The following is a 14,799-nucleotide window of genomic DNA, read 5'->3' on the forward strand; positions in this document are numbered from 1 at the left end:
CGCGTCCCGGCCGGTGGCCGCCACCCCCCGGCGGCGGATCGTCGCGCGGGTGGTCACCACGCTCGCCGCCGTGCTGGTGCTTGTCACGTTCACCCTGCCCAACCGGCCGTGGCAGCTGGAACCCGGCGCGTTCCTGCGGATCCCGCTGGAGGCGCTGCTGCTGGCCGCGCTGCTGCTCGCGCTGCCCGGTCGACCCCGCCGGGTGGTGGCCGCGCTGGCCGGTGGACTGCTCGGGCTCGTCGCCGTGGTGAAGGTCGGTGACCTGGGTTTCTACTCCTCGCTGGGTCGCCCGTTCGACCTGGTGCTGGACTGGTCGCTGCTGGACGAGGCGTTCACCTTCGTCGCCGAGTCGATCGGTCGCCCGGGCGCCGTCGCCATCGCCCTCGGGGTCGGGCTACTGCTGTTGGCCGTGCCGCTGCTGACCGCCCTGTCCACGGTACGGCTGTCCGGGCTGCTGACCCGGCACCGGACCGGCAGCACGCGGGCGGTCGCCACGCTTGTGGTGGTCTGGGCGGTGCTGGCCGCCTTCGGGGTACGGATCGTGCCCGCCATGCCGCTGGCCGACACCAACGCCACAATCCTCGTGCAGGAGCACGCCGCCGAGGTCCGGGACCGGCTGTCCGACCGCCAGGTGTTCGCCAACGAGGTGGGCGTGGACCCGTTCCGGGACGTGCCCGCCGACCAGTTGCTCACCGGGCTACGCGGCAAGAACGTCATCATCGCCTTCGTGGAGAGCTACGGCCGCGACGCGGTCACCGACGCCGAGTTCGCCGCCATCCCCCGGATGCTCGACGAGAGCGCCGGTCGGCTGGCCACGGCCGGCTTCGCCACCCGCAGCGGTTTCCTCACCTCGCCGACCATCGGCGGCGCGAGCTGGTTGGCGCACGCCACCCTGCTGTCCGGTCTCTGGGTCGACAACAACCAGCGCTACCGCAACCTGCTCGCCACCGATCGGTTCACCCTCGGTGACGCGTTCCAGCGCGCCTCCTGGCGTACGGTCGGGGTCATGCCGGCGGTGAACCAGGCCTGGCCGGAGGGCGCCTTCTACGGCTACGAGCAGTTCTACAGCGGCCCCGACCTCGACTACCAGGGCCCCAAGTTCGCCTTCGCGCCGATGCCTGACCAGTTCGCCATCCACCGCTTCCACGAGCGGGAACTGACCGGACCGAGGGACCGTCCGGTCATGGCCGAGCTGGCCCTGGTCTCCAGCCACTCGCCCTGGACCAAGGTGCCGTCACTCGTCGACTGGGACACCATCGACGACGGTGAGGTGTTCCGACGGGGCATCATCGGTACGCCCACCGCGCAGGCCCGCACCGGCTACCGGCACTCGATCAGCTACACGCTGCGCACCCTCATCTCCTACGTGGAGACGTACGGTGACGACGACACGGTGCTGGTCTTCGTCGGTGACCACCAGCCGGCGCCGGTGGTCACCGGCGAGAACCCGAGCCACGACGTGCCGATCCACATCGTGACCAGGGACCAGGCGGTGCTCCAACGCACAAACGACTGGGGCTGGCAGGACGGCCTGACCCCGGACCCGAACGCCCCGGTCTGGCCGATGAACGAGTTCCGCGACCGCTTCCTCACCGCCTTCGGCCCCACCGGCTCCCGCCCCAAGCCCAACCCCGCTAACCCCGCCCCGCTCCCCGCGATCTTGCACTTTCTGTCCCCGCAAGAGGGGCATAGGGCACGTATCGACGACCAGAACTGCAAGATCGCGGGGGTGGGGGCGGGGGTGGGGGTGGGGGTGGGGGTCAGGTGGGTTTGCGGGCTACCAGGACGTCGCGGACGATGGACTGGTCGACGCGGTGGGAGAGGGTGCGCCAGGGGCCGGTGTCGAGGACGGTGAGGCCGGCGGCGGTCAGGCGTTCGGCGGCGGCCTCGCGGCGGGCGACATTCGTGTTCCACGAGATACCCAGCGCGCCACCGGGGCGCAGCACCCGCGCCCACCCGGGCGCGGCGGCGGTGAGCAGGGCGAGCGGGTCGCGGGCCAGTCCGTTCTCGGCGGTACGGCTGCCGTGCTGCACGCCGTACGGCGCGTCGGCCACCACCACGTCGATGGTCTCGGGGCGGAAGAACTCGCCGATCCGGGTGGTGTCGGCGTTCACCATGTCCACCGACTGCACGTCGCCGGCCTTGTGGGCCTCTTTCGAAGCGGCCAGTTCCACCCGCAACCGCCGGCCGACCACCTTGCGTTCCCGGCGAATCGGACCGGACTCCAAAATCCGGTGCTTGATCCGCTTGCGCTTGAGCCAGGTACTCAGAAACGTCTGGTACGCCTCGAAGTCCTTGCTGTCGCGGTCGAGCCCGGCGGCGTCGAAGCCGTACATCATCGCCTGGTTGAGCGTGGTGCCCCGGCCACACAACGGGTCGAGCACCCGGAAGCGCCGGGTCAGCAGGTCGCCGGCACCGTCCGAGGCGAGCAACGTGAGGTTGAGCAGCAACTTGGTGAACTGCTCGTTCGTCTTGCCGGGGTACTTCTGGATGGTGAGCAGGTCGTCGTCGAAGCGGTCCAGTCGGGTCAACGGCACGGGTCGTAGCAGGTCACCGACGAACTCGAAGATCGCGTACGCGCTGGAGAGGTTGCCCAGCAGCGCGGCGTCCTGCTCGCTCAGGCCGCCGGCGGCGTCGAACGTGATGTAACGCGCCCCGCCGATCGTCGTCGTCGCCACGTCACCGATCCGCCCGCCGAGCACCGCGTCGCCGAAGATCTCCAGCTCCGCCCGCGTCAGCTCCACCGCCGCCCCCGAGTACACCCGGTTACTCGACGGCAGACTCAGTACCCCATATCTCGCCACGACCGCCCACTATCCCACCCCACCACCGCACCCCCGCACACCCCTTGCCGATCATGCAGTTGCGGCACCCGGAATGCCCGATTAGGGGGCATTCGCAGGGTGCCACAACTGCATGATCGACGGGGATGGTCAGGCGGGGAGGCCGCCGACCTGGGTGTTGATCCAGGAGCGGATCGAGGGCAGGTCGCCGTAGATGGACGGGCCGGTGGCGCAGGTGGAGTTGTTGTTGCCGGCCCGGCTGGTCGCGCCGATCAGGTTCCACACGCCGTTGATGCGGCGCACCTGCGGACCGCCGGAGTCGCCGTAGCAGGCGCCGGCGTTTCCGTTCGTGTTGTTGGTGCAGATCTCGTACGGGCCGTTGATCCCGCTGCACCGGCTGTCGGCCACGATCGAGGTGTCCAGTTCGTGGGCCACAGTGGGCGCGGAGCCGCAGCCGCGGGGTGCACAGGTCTGACCCCAACCGATGATCCGGGTTGCGGTGCCGACGGCGCCGGAGGTGGTCGGGATCGGCGCGGGCGCGTAGCTGACCGAACTGGCGAGCTGGAACAGCTTGACGTCGATGCTCGGGTGGTTGACCGCCCGGCTGACCCGGGCGACGGTGCCGCCGCTGCTGCGGTTGGTGCTGCCCACCCGGACCGACGACGGGGTCGGACAGTGCTTCGCGGTGACCACCCAGTTGGCCTTGATCAGGGTGCCGGTGCAGCCGGAGGTGTAGACCAGCCACGGGTAGTTCTCGGTGGCGGGCCGGCCGTTGACCACGAGGATGCCGACGCCGGTGTCCTCGGTCCAGGTGAACGTGCCGGCCGCTGCCGACGCGCTCACGCTGCCGGCGAAGAGCTGGTTGACCCGGCTCGCCTCGGCGGCGCTGGGGTAGGCGTTGGTGCAGGAGACCGGGGCGCTGCTGCCGGACATGAGGTCGGAGCAGAGCCCGGTGCGCCGGTCGGGCAGACCGAGGATGTGACCGAATTCGTGGGTCGCGATCCGGGTACGGTGGTAGCCCTGGTTCACCGCCTGCCAGCCCATCCAGATCCGGCCCGAGCCGAGCCCGGTGACCTGCGCCCGGGGCCAGCCACTGTCGACGTAGATGGTGACGTTCGCCGGTGTGCCGGGCACCAGCCGCACGTTGCTGACCCGGCTGTTCCAGATCTGTGCGGCCTGGTCGAAGTTGGTTCGGAACTCGCCGGCCCGGCTGGCGTCGTAGTAGACGGTCCGTGCCGCCGAGGCGCCGGTGGCGGTGGCCACCTGAAGCCCCGTCGCCGCCAGCACCGCCGCCAACGCGGCGGTGGCCGCGCGCAGCAGTTGTCGTCGCATCATCACGCACTCCCCTGCGGACTGAGCGGCGCGTCGATACGCCGCTATCGATGTGCGTGAATATTAATTGTCCCCCGTCGATCGTCGTCATCGCGAACGCGTCATACCGCCCGCCGCTGTTACCCGCGCGTTACGCCACGGTGAAGCCACTGTGGCGGGCCGGCACGACTGTGGATCCGACCAGCTCACCCGCTCGCGCGGTACGTCGCGGCGGGACGGAAAGGAGACGAGGATGCGGATCAGAAGGACAGTCACCACGCTGCTCGTGGCGCTCGCCGCGCTGATCGCCGCGACGGCCACGGCCACGCCCACCACCGCCAAGCAGGCGGCGACGGGCTCGCCGTACTGCGGGATCACCTGGGGCAGTGGCGACAAGACGGCCGGGGCGCTCAGCTCCGCGCCGCTGATCGACGTGCGGACCGGTCGGCACGACTGCCACGACCGGGTGGTGTTCGAGTTCGACGGCCCCGTCACCGGCTACTCGGTCGGCTACGGCGAGACGTACACCGAGGGTGAAGGGTTGGCGCTGTCGCCGTACACCGCCGGCGACGCGCTGCTGCGGGTCTCGCTGCGCGCCCCCGCGTACGACGACGAGCACCTCGCGACGGTGCCGTACCGGACCGGCGAGCACGTGGCGAACGTGCTGCGCTACCAGACCCTGCGCGACGTGGTCTTCGGCGGAAGTTTCGAGGGCTACAGCACCTTCGCCGTCGGGGTCCGCGCCAGGCTGCCGTTCCGGGTGTTCGTGCTGGCCGGGCCCGGTGACCACAGCCGGATCGTGCTGGACGTGGCACACCAGTGGCAGGAATGACCAACCGCTGCGGTGGGGGTCCGGCACCGGCCGGGCCCCCATCCCCGCCCGTCACGCCGAGCGACGTCCCGGCCTCCCGGGACTACCCTGGGCGCATCATGGACGGGCGCGTGCTGGTGGTCGAGGACGACGCCTCCATCCGGGAGGTCACCGCCCTCGGGCTGCGCCGCGCCGGTTTCCGGGTGGACACCGTCGCCGACGGCCGGCAGGCCCTGGCCGTCTGGCGGGCCGGGTCCGTCGACCTGATCGTGCTGGACGTCATGCTGCCCGGCCTCGACGGGCTGGAGGTGTGTCGGGAGATCCGGCGCAGCAGCGCGGTGCCGATCCTCATGTTGACCGCCCGCACCGACACCATCGACGTGGTGGTCGGCCTCGAGTGCGGTGCCGACGACTACCTGCGTAAACCGTTCGACCTGCCCGAGTTGGTGGCCCGCGTCCGGTCGGTGCTGCGCCGGACCGTGGTGCCGTCCGAGCCCGGCCCACTGCGGGTCGGCGGTCTGGAGATCGACCCTGGCGCCTTCGTGGCCCGCCGGGACGGTCAGGAACTGCCACTGACCACCACCGAGTTCCGGCTGCTGTTGGAGCTGGCCCGCCGGCCCGGGCAGGTGTTCACCCGCGAGCTGCTGCTGGACCGCGTCTGGAACCACAGCTATCTGGGTGACAGCCGGCTGGTCGACGTGGCGGTGCAGCGGCTGCGCACCAAGGTCGAGGCCGACCCGGGCAACCCCCGGCTGATCCGCACCGTGCGCGGCGCCGGATACAAGTTCGTCGCCGGATGAGCGGGGGACGGCGATGGGCGGCAGGCCGGCACCGGTGACGACAGCGGACGCACGGACCGTCCGACCAGGTCGGCTTCGTCGCCGACTGACCATCGCGTTCGTGCTGGTCGCCGGGATCTCCGCCGGGGTGCTCGCCGGTGGGTCGTACCTACTGTTGCGGCAGGCCCGCTACGACGCGTCGCTGCACGCCGCCGCGGCCGACGCCCGGTACCGATTGGTGCTCGCCGGACAGTTCCTGCCGCTGACCGAGCAGCGCCGCACCGAACTGCTCACCAGTTTCGAGGGCAGCGGTCGGCACGTGGTGCTGGTGGCCGGCGACACCTGGCCCTCGGACCCGGCGTACGCGCCACCCCTGACCGAGCGGCTGCGGAGCACCGTCGCGGCCGGGCAGCTCGGCTACCAGCGCAGCTCCCATCCGACGCGGCTGCTCGTGGTGGGTGGACGGATCCCCGGCTCGACCGCCGAGCTGTACGTGATCACCGGCGAGGACGACCTCGCCGCCGGGCTGGAGCAACTACGCAACGCCCTCGCGGCCGGTTGGGTGCTTGTGGTGCTGCTCGCCGCCACTGTCGGGCACACCCTCGCCCGGCGCACCCTGGAACCGGTGGGCCGGGCCAGCCGGGCCGCGCGGGCCATCACCGAGGGCCTGCTCGCCACCCGGCTGCCGGTGGGCGGGCGTGACGAGTTCAGCGTCTGGGCCGCCTCGTTCAACGAGATGGCCGAGGCGTTGGAGGCGAAGATCGCCGCTCTGCACCACGCACAGGAACGGGAGCGGCGGTTCACCGCCGACGTGGCGCACGAGCTGCGTACCCCGGTGACCGCTCTGGTGGGTGCGGCCTCGCTGCTGCGCGACCACCTCGACCAGCTGCCCGGTGACGCCCGGCGCGCCGGTGAGCTGCTGGTCACCGACGTGGTCCGGCTGCGCCGCCTGGTGGAGGACCTGATGGAGATCTCCCGACTGGACGCCGGGCGGGAGGCGGTGAGCGTGACCGACGTGGACGCACCGGCCCTGCTTCGGGCGATCGTGGCCGCGCGCGGCTGGCCGGACCGGGTGACCGTCGAGGACGGTCCGCTGCGGCTTCGCAGCGACCCGCGTCGGCTGGAACGGGTGCTGGGCAATCTGATCGCCAACGCGGTGCAGCACGGCGGCGGTGAGGTCCGGGTGCGGGCCGTCCGGTCCGGTGACCGGGTGCACTTCGACGTCGACGACCAGGGGCCCGGCATCCCGGCCGAGCATCTGCCCCGACTGTTCGACAGGTTCCACAAGGTCGACCCGTCACGCTCAGGCGGCGGTAGCGGGCTCGGTCTGGCCATCGCCCGGGAGAACGCCCGACTGCTCGGTGGCCGGTTGACCGTGCACAGCGCCCCCGGCACCGGTACCCGGTTCCGCCTCGACCTGCCCGACGGCGCGCCGGAGCGTGCGCGGTGAACGGGCGGGCCACCACCCGGCGGTACCTCCCGGGACCACCGCACGCTGAGTGGAGGCGCCGGGTGACGGCGGCGGTCGCCGTGCTGCTGCTGGCGGCCGGCTGTGCGCCGTCGCGGTCCGGGTCGCTCGGGCCGGCACCGACCGCCCCCGCGCCCGCCTCAACCGCCACCAGCAGGTCGGCACCTGTCACGCCGCCATCCACCACCACCTCGCCGACCGGCGGCAGTTCCACCCCCGCGCCGCCGACCACCGGCAGCGCGGCCCCCGGCCGGCCGGAGACACTCACCCTGGAGCTGTGGTACGTCCGCGAAGGACGGCTCGTGCCGACCCGGCGGACCCGACCCGCCACGGTGGCCACCTCCCGGCTGGCCCTGGCCGAGCTGGCCGCCGGGCCGACCCGGCGGGAGGCCGACGCCGGTCTGGTCACCCTGCTGCCCGACGGCGCCGAGGTGAGCCGCATCGCAGCCGGGGTCGCCAGTGTCCGGCTGACCGCCGCGACCGACCCGGGCACCGCCCGGCTACGCGAGGCGCAGGTGGTCTACACCCTCACCCAGTTTCCCACCGTGCGCCGGGTCGACTTCGGCACCGCCGCGCCGGCCGGCCGCGCCGATCACGCCGACCTGCTGGCCCCGATCGTGGTCACCGCGCCGGCCATCGGCGAGCGGGTGACCAGCCCGGTCGCCGTCACCGGCAGCGCCGACGTGTTCGAGGCGACAGTCACCGTCCGGGTGCTCGACGCCGCTGGACGCCAGCTCGCCACCGGGTTCACCACCACCACCTGCGGCACCGGTTGCCGGGGCGGCTACCGGCTCACGCTGAGCTACCGGGTGTCCCGCGACCAGGCCGGCACGATCGAGGCGTACGAGGTGTCAGCCGTCGACGGCTCACCGGCGAAGGTGGTCGCCGTACCTGTGACGCTGACCGCGACGCGCTGACGGCGGCAGCGGGCAGACGGCTGGTCATGACGGCCGGATTCGATCTCGACGGCCACGGTTACGATCTTCACGTGTCTGCAAACGCCCCCACCGCGATGGCGGGCGCCTGGACCGCCGGCACCTCGGCCCGCCGGACGGCGCTGCTCGTGGTGTTCGGTGTCGTCATCGCCGGGCTGAACACCGGCATCGGGTACGCCGCCGCCGGCACCCGTGCCGTCGCGATCTAGGGCGCGAACCTTTCACCGGGCCGCGCCGGCGGCCTCGATCCGGCGACACTGACCGGCAACCCGAACCGGACGAAGTGGTCCTCGCCGACGAACGACGTGATCCCGGCGACCCGATCGCCGCGAAGGGTCAGCACGGTGATCGACCAGCCGTGGTGGGCCTCGATGCGGTCCTCGCCCAGATAGAAGGCGACGGCCGGCTGGCCGTTCGCGCTGGTCGGCAGGGAACGCCAGCTGGGGCAGCTGCCGAGCGGCACCTCGGTGGCGAAGTCGGCGACGGCGTCGAGTCCGGCGTACCACTGCGCCAGCGGTGGCATCGACCAGGTGACGTCCTCGGTCAGCAGCGCGACCAGGGCGTCCACGTCCCGGCGTTCGAACGCCGCGGCGAACGCCGTGACGACCCGGCGCAACCGATCGTCACCGATGTCGCGCAGCGTCTGCTGCTGCGTCGCTGGCGGCACCCGCTCCGCGACGATCCTGCGGGCCCGCGCCAGCGCCGAGTTCACCGACGTGGTCGAGGTGTCCATCATCGCGGCGATCTCGGCGACGGAGTAGCCGAGGACATCGAAGAGCAGCAGCGCGGCGCGTTGATTGCCGGGCAGGTGTTGCAGGGCGGCGACGAAGGCGAGTTCGACCGCCTCCCGCTGCTCGTACCGGGCGTGCGGACCGAGCGGTCCGGCGGTGACCGAGATCTCCGGGTACGGGCCCAGCCAGGCCACCTCGGTCCGGGCGACGCCGTCGGGCAGGACCCGGTCGCTGGCGGGACCGAGATCGACGGGCAACGCGCGCCTGCGGCGGTTCGTGGCGGCGTCCAGGCAGGTACGGGTGGCGATGGCATAGAGCCACGACCGCAGGGATCCGCGTCCGGTGTGACTGCCGACTCCCCGCCAGGCCCGCAGCAGCGCCTCCTGCAGGGCGTCGTCGGCGTCGTGCACGGAGCCGAGCATCCGGTAGCAGTGCACGTGCAACTCCCGGCGCAGCGGCGCCACCAGCCGGCCGAACGCGGCGTCGTCCCCCGCCCGGGCCCGGACGAGGTCCGGATCCTCGGCATCGGGTGACGTATCGCGGGTCCGCCCGGAAGAACTGTCGTTCACGAGCGACGATTCTGCCCGACGCCGGGAGTCTTCCTTTCGACATGCCACGACAGCCCCCGTTCGCCGCGCCCCTGACAGGCGGGCGCCGCGACGGTGGCCACGACAGGAGGGCCCATCGCATGACCGAGCACACTCCGGCACTCGACCGCACCGGCGTCTGGGCGCTGGTCCACGCGGAACGGGCGGCGCTGGCCGACGATCTCGCCGCCCTGACCGCCGACGGGTGGACCACACCGTCGCTCTGCACGGGTCTGACGGTGCGCGAGGTCCTCGCGCACCTCACCGCGGCGGCCAGCCTGAATCCGGTGCGCTGGATGCTCGGCGTGATCCGGTGCCGGTGGGACTTCGACCGACAGGTGCTCATGCGGCTCAACGAGCACCTGGGCGACACCCCTGACGACACCCTCGCCGGGTTCCGCAGGATCATCACCAGCACCACCAAGCCACCCCTGCCGGTGCTGGCGATGCTCGGCGAGCAGATCGTGCACGGCGAGGACATCCGCCGCCCGCTGGGGCTGGATTACGCGTACCCGACCGGGACCGCCACCCGGGTCGCCGAGTACTCCGCCGGCTCGGACCTCACCGTGCCGGCCAGGAGCCGGATCCGTGGGTTGCGCCTGGCGGCGACCGACGGACCCTTCACCACCGGCGCCGGGCCGCTGGTGTCCGGTGCCACGCTCGCCCTGACGATGGCGATGACCGGACGTCGGAGCCACTGCGCGGACCTGACCGGCGACGGTGTCCCGATTCTGCTCGGTCGCTGCGCCACGGCGTGATCCGAGGTCGACGGGTTTCGATGGGTGTCCCGCACACCCACCGTTAATGAGTCGTCCTCATGTTCGGCGTTGACCCGTGCGCCCTGGCGTGCGATATAGATAGCCATGAAACCCGTGTCCGCACCGCCCGCTCCCCCACCGGCACCCGCCGCCGGCCAGCCCACCGGCCGGCCGGTCAGGTCCGATCGGCGCTGGCTGGCCCGACTCGTCGCCGGGCTGGCCACGCTGGGCGTCCTGCTCCCGGCGGCGCCGGCCCACGCGAACTCACTGCCCAACCTGCCGCACAACGCCGGCGGCTACGAGTCGTCGTTCTCACCCGCCTACGACTACGACACCGACGGCTGCTACGCCGTCTCCGCGATCAGCCCGGACGGCACGATCAACGGCGGGCTGAAGACCACCGGGGCGATCAATGGCAGCTGCCGCGACCGCTCCGATCTGGACATGTCGCAGACGTACGCCCGGTCCAAGTGCAACAACGGCTGGTGCGCGATCGTCTACGCCAGCTACTTCGAGAAGGACCAGGCCGTGCACGGCAGTGGCCTCGGCGGCCACCGGCACGACTGGGAGCACGTCATCTCCTGGGTCGACCAGGCGGCCGACCGGGTCGAGTACGTGAGCACCACGCAGCACAGCAGCCGGCGCACCTACCCGCGCGCCCAGGTACGGTTCGACGGCACCCATCCGAAGGTCGTCTACCACAAGGACGGCGCGTCGACGCACTTCTTCCGGCTGGCCAACGACAACGACGAGCCGCCGGAGAACCACTACCACGTCTGGCACTACCCGCCGGTGGTGGACTGGCACGGCTGGCCCAGCACCGAGCTGCGCAACCGGCTGATGGACGCCAACTTCGGCGCGGCCACCATCAAGATCAAGGATGGCTCGTTCGAGTACCTGCTCAACGCCGCCAAGCCGGCCGGAATCCCCTTCAACCCGTACGGCTGAGCAACCACACGCCGCTGCCGGCCGGACAGCTCAGCGGTTCTGGCGTTCGATGCCGCGACGAACGAGGCCACGGATGCCGGGCAGGGTGACCGCCCGGATGGTGGCCTCGTTCAGCCAGACGTGCAGGCGGCTCGGTGGGGCGTACTGGTACATGCCCCGACGGGCGAGCGCCTGCCGCTTGACGACCTCGGAGCGGAGGCCGGCCTCCCACTGTGTCAGCGCCGACCGGATGTCGTCGCCGTGCCGACGCAGGGCGGTGCCGAGCTGGTCGGCACCGGCGAGCGCCAGGGCCGCGCCGTGCCCGGCGAAGAGGCTGACGCACCAGGCCGCGTCACCGAGCAGAACCGCCCGGCCGACGCCCCACCGCGGCAGGTCCACCTGGCTGACCCGGTCGACGTAGGCGCTTCCCGGGTCAGCCTCCAGGTCGCCGATCGCCTCGGGTACGGCACCGGCCAGGTCTCCGAAGGTCGCCCGCAACGCGGGGACGGGCCCGCGTGCCAGTTCCCGGTCGGGGTCCGCGCAGCGGTAGGTGAAGAAGGCCGAGGAGCGGCGCGGGCCCAGGTTGACGATCGCCGCCGTACGTCCGGGACCGATGAACGTGGTGGCGGACGACGCGGGTACGGCGTCGGGCGGACGGCTGAGCGGGAAGGCCGCCACCACGTACGGCAGGTCGACCCGATGGCCGGGACCGAACAGCGCCGCCCGGGTCGCCGAGTGCACGCCATCAGCACCGACGAGCAGGTCGACCACCTCGGTGGTGCCGTCGCTGAGCCGGACCACCACCCGGTCGGCGTCCTGGTCCACGGACTCGACGGTGGTCCCGAAGCGGATCTCGGCCCGATCGCGTACCGCCTCGTACAGCACGTTCTCCAGGTCGCCGCGGAACACCGTCAAGGTGCGGGGACCCAGCGCGGCCTCGGCGACCACCGCGGGCACCGTGAGCTTCGGCCGACCGTCCGCCCGGACCAGCACGGTGGTGAACACGCCGAGCGCGTGCTCGGCGAGGGCGGGAACCAGACCGAGCCGCTCGACGGCGTCATAGCCCGCCCCGAGCAGGTTCACCAGGTAGCCACCGCTGCGCCGGGCCGGGGCCCGTTCCACCACGATCGGCTGCCACCCGTCGCGCGCCAGTCGCAGGGCGGTGGCGAGGCCGGCTATGCCGGCGCCAACGATCACCGTTCGCTTCATTCGGACCCCCGGAGTCAGGTATGAGCAGACGCTCAAACATGATGAGCGCATGCTCATCCGGTGCGCAAGGTGCGTAGACTTCCGACATGCCACGCGGAGTCGCCATCACCGAGCCCCGGCAGCACCTCTTCGCCGCCGCGGAACGCGTGATCGCGGCGGCCGGGCCCAGCCAGCTCACCAGCCGAGCCGTGACCCAGGCGGGCGGCGTCGCCACCGGGCTGCTCTTCGCCCACTTCGCCAGCTTCGACGACTTCCTGACCGGCTACGCGGTCGACCGGAGCTTCCAGATCGCCGCCGTCGCGGCCGGGCTCCCCGATCGGGCCGGCACCGGCACCGTTGACGCGAACCTCAGTGCGACGCTGCTCGCCACCCCGATGATCACGATGCTGGCCGTCACCCGGCTCTTCGCCTACCGGCCGACGCTCGTGGCAGCCGTCGAAGCGGTACTCGGCAGCGGCGGCGCCGCGCTGCGCGCCCTCGAACGCGCAGTCGTCGCCTACCTGGAGGCCGAGCAGCGCATCGGCCGACTGGCCCCACCCGCCGACACCGAGGCGCTGGCGCTGGCGGCGGTCGGAGTCCTGCACCACGTCGCCCTCACCGACGGGGAAGACCCGGCGGCGGCCAGCCGCCTCCGCCGCGCCATCACCGCGCTGACGGCTGCCTCCACCGCGAATGCCGTTGCCCGGGGTGACCACGGCTCGTAGCGTCGCCGGGGTGACCGAGAAGGTGCCGGCCCGTTACGACCCCTCGCGGCCGGCGTCACTTGTCGTGTTCCTCGACGGACAGTGGTACCTGGACCCGGGCGGGGAGGTCCGGGGCGCGATAGTCCTGGACAACCTCATCCATCACGGTGACATACCGGTCACCATCGGCCTGTTCGTCGACCCCGGCATCGTCGTCGACGCCGAGCAACCGAAGAACCGCAACATCGAGTACGGGCGCTGTGCTGCCTGTCCAGCTTCGCCCAGATGCCCGACGGAAATCCGTACCCGGAGCTCATCGCCCGCGACGCCCGCAAGCCACTACGCATCTTCATCCAGGCCGGTCATCGGGACCTGCACTGGAACGAGCCGCACCGGAACTGGCTCTCGCACAACCTGCGCGTCGCGGCTGCCCTGGCCGAGGCGGGTTACGACTTCCGACTCGTGCTCGGCGACGGTGGCCACAGCCCCAACCACTGCGGCGTCCTCCTGCCCGACGCGCTGCGCTGGCTGTGGCGCCCTCAGGTCTACTCGGGCGACGTCGACCGGACGTCGGGTGTGGCGGCCAGCAGCAGCGCCGACCCGGCCGCGAAGACGGCCGCGCCGAGATAGACCGACCCCGGCGACGCGTACGTCAGCGACCAGCCGAACGCCACTCCGGCCGTGATCGGCACGACGGTTTCCGCCACGGCACCGATGCCGGTCAGCGCGCCCTGCACGGTGCCCTGTTCGTCGGCCCGGACGGTGCGGGAGATCCACGACTGGGCGGCGGCACCCGCGAGCGAGCCGAGCACGCCGACGGCCATCAGGAGATAGAGCAACCACGGCACGGACACGAACGCCGTCGCCGCCAGCGAGACGCAGCCGAGGAGGCTGCCGGCCACCGCGGCGCGCTTGTCGCCCAGACGCCGCACCACCGGACCGACGGCTCGGGCCTGGTAGACCGCGCCGGCGAGCGCGGAGGTGGCCAGCACGACGCCGATCTGGGTGGTGCTGAAGGCGAACGTGTGGGTCAGGAAGAACGTCCAGGTCGACTGGTGGGTCATCCGAGCGACGTCGGCGCAGAACCGGGCACCGGCGAGGCGGCCGAGCACCGGCCGGCGCAGGACGGCGGCGATGGCACCGACCGGGTTCGCCAGCCGCAGGGTCAGCGGGGTGCGCCGGTCGCCGGGACGTGACTCCGGCAGGACGAGCCAGCCGTACGCGACGTTGGCGAAGCAGAGCACGGCGGCGGCGACGAACGGCAGCCGTACGTCGACCGCGCCGAGCAGGCCCCCGAGGATCGGACCGGCGACGAAGCCGAGGCCGAACGCGGCACCGATCAACCCGTACGCGTGCGCCCGCGATCCCGGTTCCGTGACGTCGGCGATGTAGGCGTTTACCACTGTGTACGTTCCCGCGCACGCACCGGCGGCGGCGTGGAACACCAGCAGGGTCCACGGGCTGGGCGACGCCGCGTGGGCCAACCAGTCGACGCCGAGGCAGGTCAACGACGCGAGCAGGACCGGACGACGGCCGTAGCGATCGGACAGCCGCCCGAGCAGGGGCGAGACCACGAACTGCAGCAGGCCGTAGACGGAGCCGAGCAGGCCGGACCAGAACACGGCGGTGACGGCGTCCTCGGTGACCGAGGTCATCAGGGCGGGCATGATCGGCACGATCAGGCCGAGCCCGAGCATGTCCAGGAAGACGGTGCCGAGGAGGAAGGTGACGGCGGGCGCCCGGCGCATTGCGGCTCCTGAGTGTCGAGAGGGCAGGGCCCCCTCGCGACTCGCGGTCCGCCGAAAGTACGGAGGATC

15 protein-coding genes and 1 pseudogene are annotated in these 14,799 nt (G+C 71.9%); 10 read left to right on the forward strand and 6 right to left on the reverse strand.

What is annotated here, in order from left to right; all coding sequences use genetic code 11:
• Positions 1-31: 31 nt before the first annotated feature.
• A pseudogene (locus CLT74_RS07400) lies at positions 32-1,642 on the forward strand (sulfatase-like hydrolase/transferase); the annotation flags it as partial.
• Between the two features lie 118 nt (positions 1,643-1,760).
• On the opposite strand, the gene CLT74_RS07405 reads toward CLT74_RS07400, so the two are convergent.
• Together CLT74_RS07405 and CLT74_RS07410 are read right to left on the reverse strand one after the other, a co-directional pair.
• A complete protein-coding gene (locus CLT74_RS07405; RefSeq protein WP_099845880.1) occupies positions 1,761-2,804 on the reverse strand; it encodes an SAM-dependent methyltransferase in 1,044 nt (347 codons plus the stop codon).
• Positions 2,805-2,933: 129 nt separating this feature from the next.
• The gene (locus tag CLT74_RS07410; RefSeq protein WP_099845881.1) at positions 2,934-4,118 is read right to left on the reverse strand and encodes a snapalysin family zinc-dependent metalloprotease; all 1,185 of its coding nucleotides are present in this window, start codon (positions 4,116-4,118) and stop codon (positions 2,934-2,936) included.
• A 229-nt stretch (positions 4,119-4,347) separates the two neighbouring features.
• Between CLT74_RS07410 and CLT74_RS07415 the strand changes: the two genes are divergently transcribed.
• The 5 genes from CLT74_RS07415 (at position 4,348) to CLT74_RS30420 (ending at position 8,296) form a co-directional block, all read left to right on the forward strand.
• The gene (locus CLT74_RS07415) at positions 4,348-4,926 is read left to right on the forward strand and encodes an AMIN-like domain-containing (lipo)protein (RefSeq protein ID WP_099845882.1); all 579 of its coding nucleotides are present in this window, start codon (positions 4,348-4,350) and stop codon (positions 4,924-4,926) included.
• Positions 4,927-5,024: 98 nt separating this feature from the next.
• Positions 5,025-5,705, forward strand: coding sequence for a response regulator transcription factor (locus CLT74_RS07420; RefSeq protein WP_099845883.1), 681 nt, complete (start codon positions 5,025-5,027; stop codon positions 5,703-5,705).
• 100 nt (positions 5,706-5,805) lie between these two features.
• Positions 5,806-7,134, forward strand: coding sequence for an ATP-binding protein (locus tag CLT74_RS07425; RefSeq protein ID WP_486582097.1), 1,329 nt, complete (start codon positions 5,806-5,808; stop codon positions 7,132-7,134).
• A gap of 62 nt (positions 7,135-7,196) precedes the next feature.
• Positions 7,197-8,069, forward strand: a complete 873-nt coding sequence (locus CLT74_RS07430) for a Gmad2 immunoglobulin-like domain-containing protein (protein WP_486582098.1) — start codon at positions 7,197-7,199, stop codon at positions 8,067-8,069.
• A gap of 71 nt (positions 8,070-8,140) precedes the next feature.
• Entirely contained in the window at positions 8,141-8,296 is a 156-nt protein-coding gene (locus CLT74_RS30420; RefSeq protein WP_158240225.1) for a hypothetical protein, read from the forward strand.
• Here CLT74_RS30420 and CLT74_RS07440 read toward each other — a convergent pair.
• Positions 8,293-9,387, reverse strand: coding sequence for a sigma-70 family RNA polymerase sigma factor (locus CLT74_RS07440; RefSeq protein ID WP_199172132.1), 1,095 nt, complete (start codon positions 9,385-9,387; stop codon positions 8,293-8,295). The genes CLT74_RS30420 and CLT74_RS07440 overlap by 4 nt on opposite strands.
• Positions 9,388-9,506: 119 nt before the next feature.
• Between CLT74_RS07440 and CLT74_RS07445 the strand changes: the two genes are divergently transcribed.
• Both CLT74_RS07445 and CLT74_RS07450 read left to right on the forward strand, forming a co-directional pair.
• Positions 9,507-10,163: a maleylpyruvate isomerase family mycothiol-dependent enzyme gene (locus tag CLT74_RS07445; protein WP_099845887.1), complete on the forward strand. Its 657-nt coding sequence runs from the start codon at positions 9,507-9,509 to the stop codon at positions 10,161-10,163.
• A 114-nt stretch (positions 10,164-10,277) separates the two neighbouring features.
• Positions 10,278-11,111 (forward strand): NPP1 family protein, encoded by an 834-nt coding sequence (locus CLT74_RS07450; protein ID WP_486582100.1) that lies wholly within the window; start codon positions 10,278-10,280, stop codon positions 11,109-11,111.
• Positions 11,112-11,141: 30 nt separating this feature from the next.
• On the opposite strand, the gene CLT74_RS07455 is transcribed toward CLT74_RS07450, so the two are convergent.
• Entirely contained in the window at positions 11,142-12,287 is a 1,146-nt protein-coding gene (locus CLT74_RS07455) for an FAD-dependent oxidoreductase (RefSeq protein ID WP_486582101.1), read from the reverse strand.
• A 98-nt stretch (positions 12,288-12,385) separates the two neighbouring features.
• On the opposite strand from CLT74_RS07455, the gene CLT74_RS07460 reads away from it, so the two are divergent.
• Positions 12,386-13,003 carry a TetR family transcriptional regulator gene (locus tag CLT74_RS07460; RefSeq protein ID WP_099845890.1) on the forward strand — a complete coding sequence of 206 codons (618 nt, stop codon included), beginning with the start codon at positions 12,386-12,388 and terminating at the stop codon, positions 13,001-13,003.
• Between the two features lie 55 nt (positions 13,004-13,058).
• Here CLT74_RS07460 and CLT74_RS31180 read toward each other — a convergent pair whose 3' ends face one another.
• Complete coding sequence (locus CLT74_RS31180; protein ID WP_486582102.1) at positions 13,059-13,211, reverse strand: hypothetical protein; 153 nt, start codon at positions 13,209-13,211, stop codon at positions 13,059-13,061.
• A 56-nt stretch (positions 13,212-13,267) separates the two neighbouring features.
• Here CLT74_RS31180 and CLT74_RS31185 point away from each other — a divergent pair, with 56 nt between their 5' ends.
• Positions 13,268-13,612: a hypothetical protein gene (locus CLT74_RS31185; RefSeq protein WP_486582103.1), complete on the forward strand. Its 345-nt coding sequence runs from the start codon at positions 13,268-13,270 to the stop codon at positions 13,610-13,612.
• On the opposite strand, the gene CLT74_RS07470 is transcribed toward CLT74_RS31185, so the two are convergent.
• Positions 13,528-14,730 carry an MFS transporter gene (locus CLT74_RS07470; RefSeq protein WP_099845891.1) on the reverse strand — a complete coding sequence of 401 codons (1,203 nt, stop codon included), beginning with the start codon at positions 14,728-14,730 and terminating at the stop codon, positions 13,528-13,530. The two genes, CLT74_RS31185 and CLT74_RS07470, sit on opposite strands and share 85 nt — an antisense overlap.
• Positions 14,731-14,799 lie beyond the last annotated feature (69 nt).

Source organism: Verrucosispora sp. CNZ293 (assembly GCF_002754655.1).

What these genes read in the sequence shown, in the direction of transcription:
- CLT74_RS07410 (WP_099845881.1), bottom strand. Translation starts at nt 4,118, where the DNA reads ATGATGCGACGACAACTGCTGCGCGCGGCCACCGCCGCGTTGGCGGCG.
- CLT74_RS07415 (WP_099845882.1), top strand. Translation starts at nt 4,348, where the DNA reads ATGCGGATCAGAAGGACAGTCACCACGCTGCTCGTGGCGCTCGCCGCG.
- CLT74_RS07420 (WP_099845883.1), top strand. Translation starts at nt 5,025, where the DNA reads ATGGACGGGCGCGTGCTGGTGGTCGAGGACGACGCCTCCATCCGGGAG.
- CLT74_RS07445 (WP_099845887.1), top strand. Translation starts at nt 9,507, where the DNA reads ATGACCGAGCACACTCCGGCACTCGACCGCACCGGCGTCTGGGCGCTG.
- CLT74_RS07460 (WP_099845890.1), top strand. Translation starts at nt 12,386, where the DNA reads ATGCCACGCGGAGTCGCCATCACCGAGCCCCGGCAGCACCTCTTCGCC.
- CLT74_RS31185 (WP_486582103.1), top strand. Translation starts at nt 13,268, where the DNA reads ATGCCCGACGGAAATCCGTACCCGGAGCTCATCGCCCGCGACGCCCGC.
- CLT74_RS07470 (WP_099845891.1), bottom strand. Translation starts at nt 14,730, where the DNA reads ATGCGCCGGGCGCCCGCCGTCACCTTCCTCCTCGGCACCGTCTTCCTG.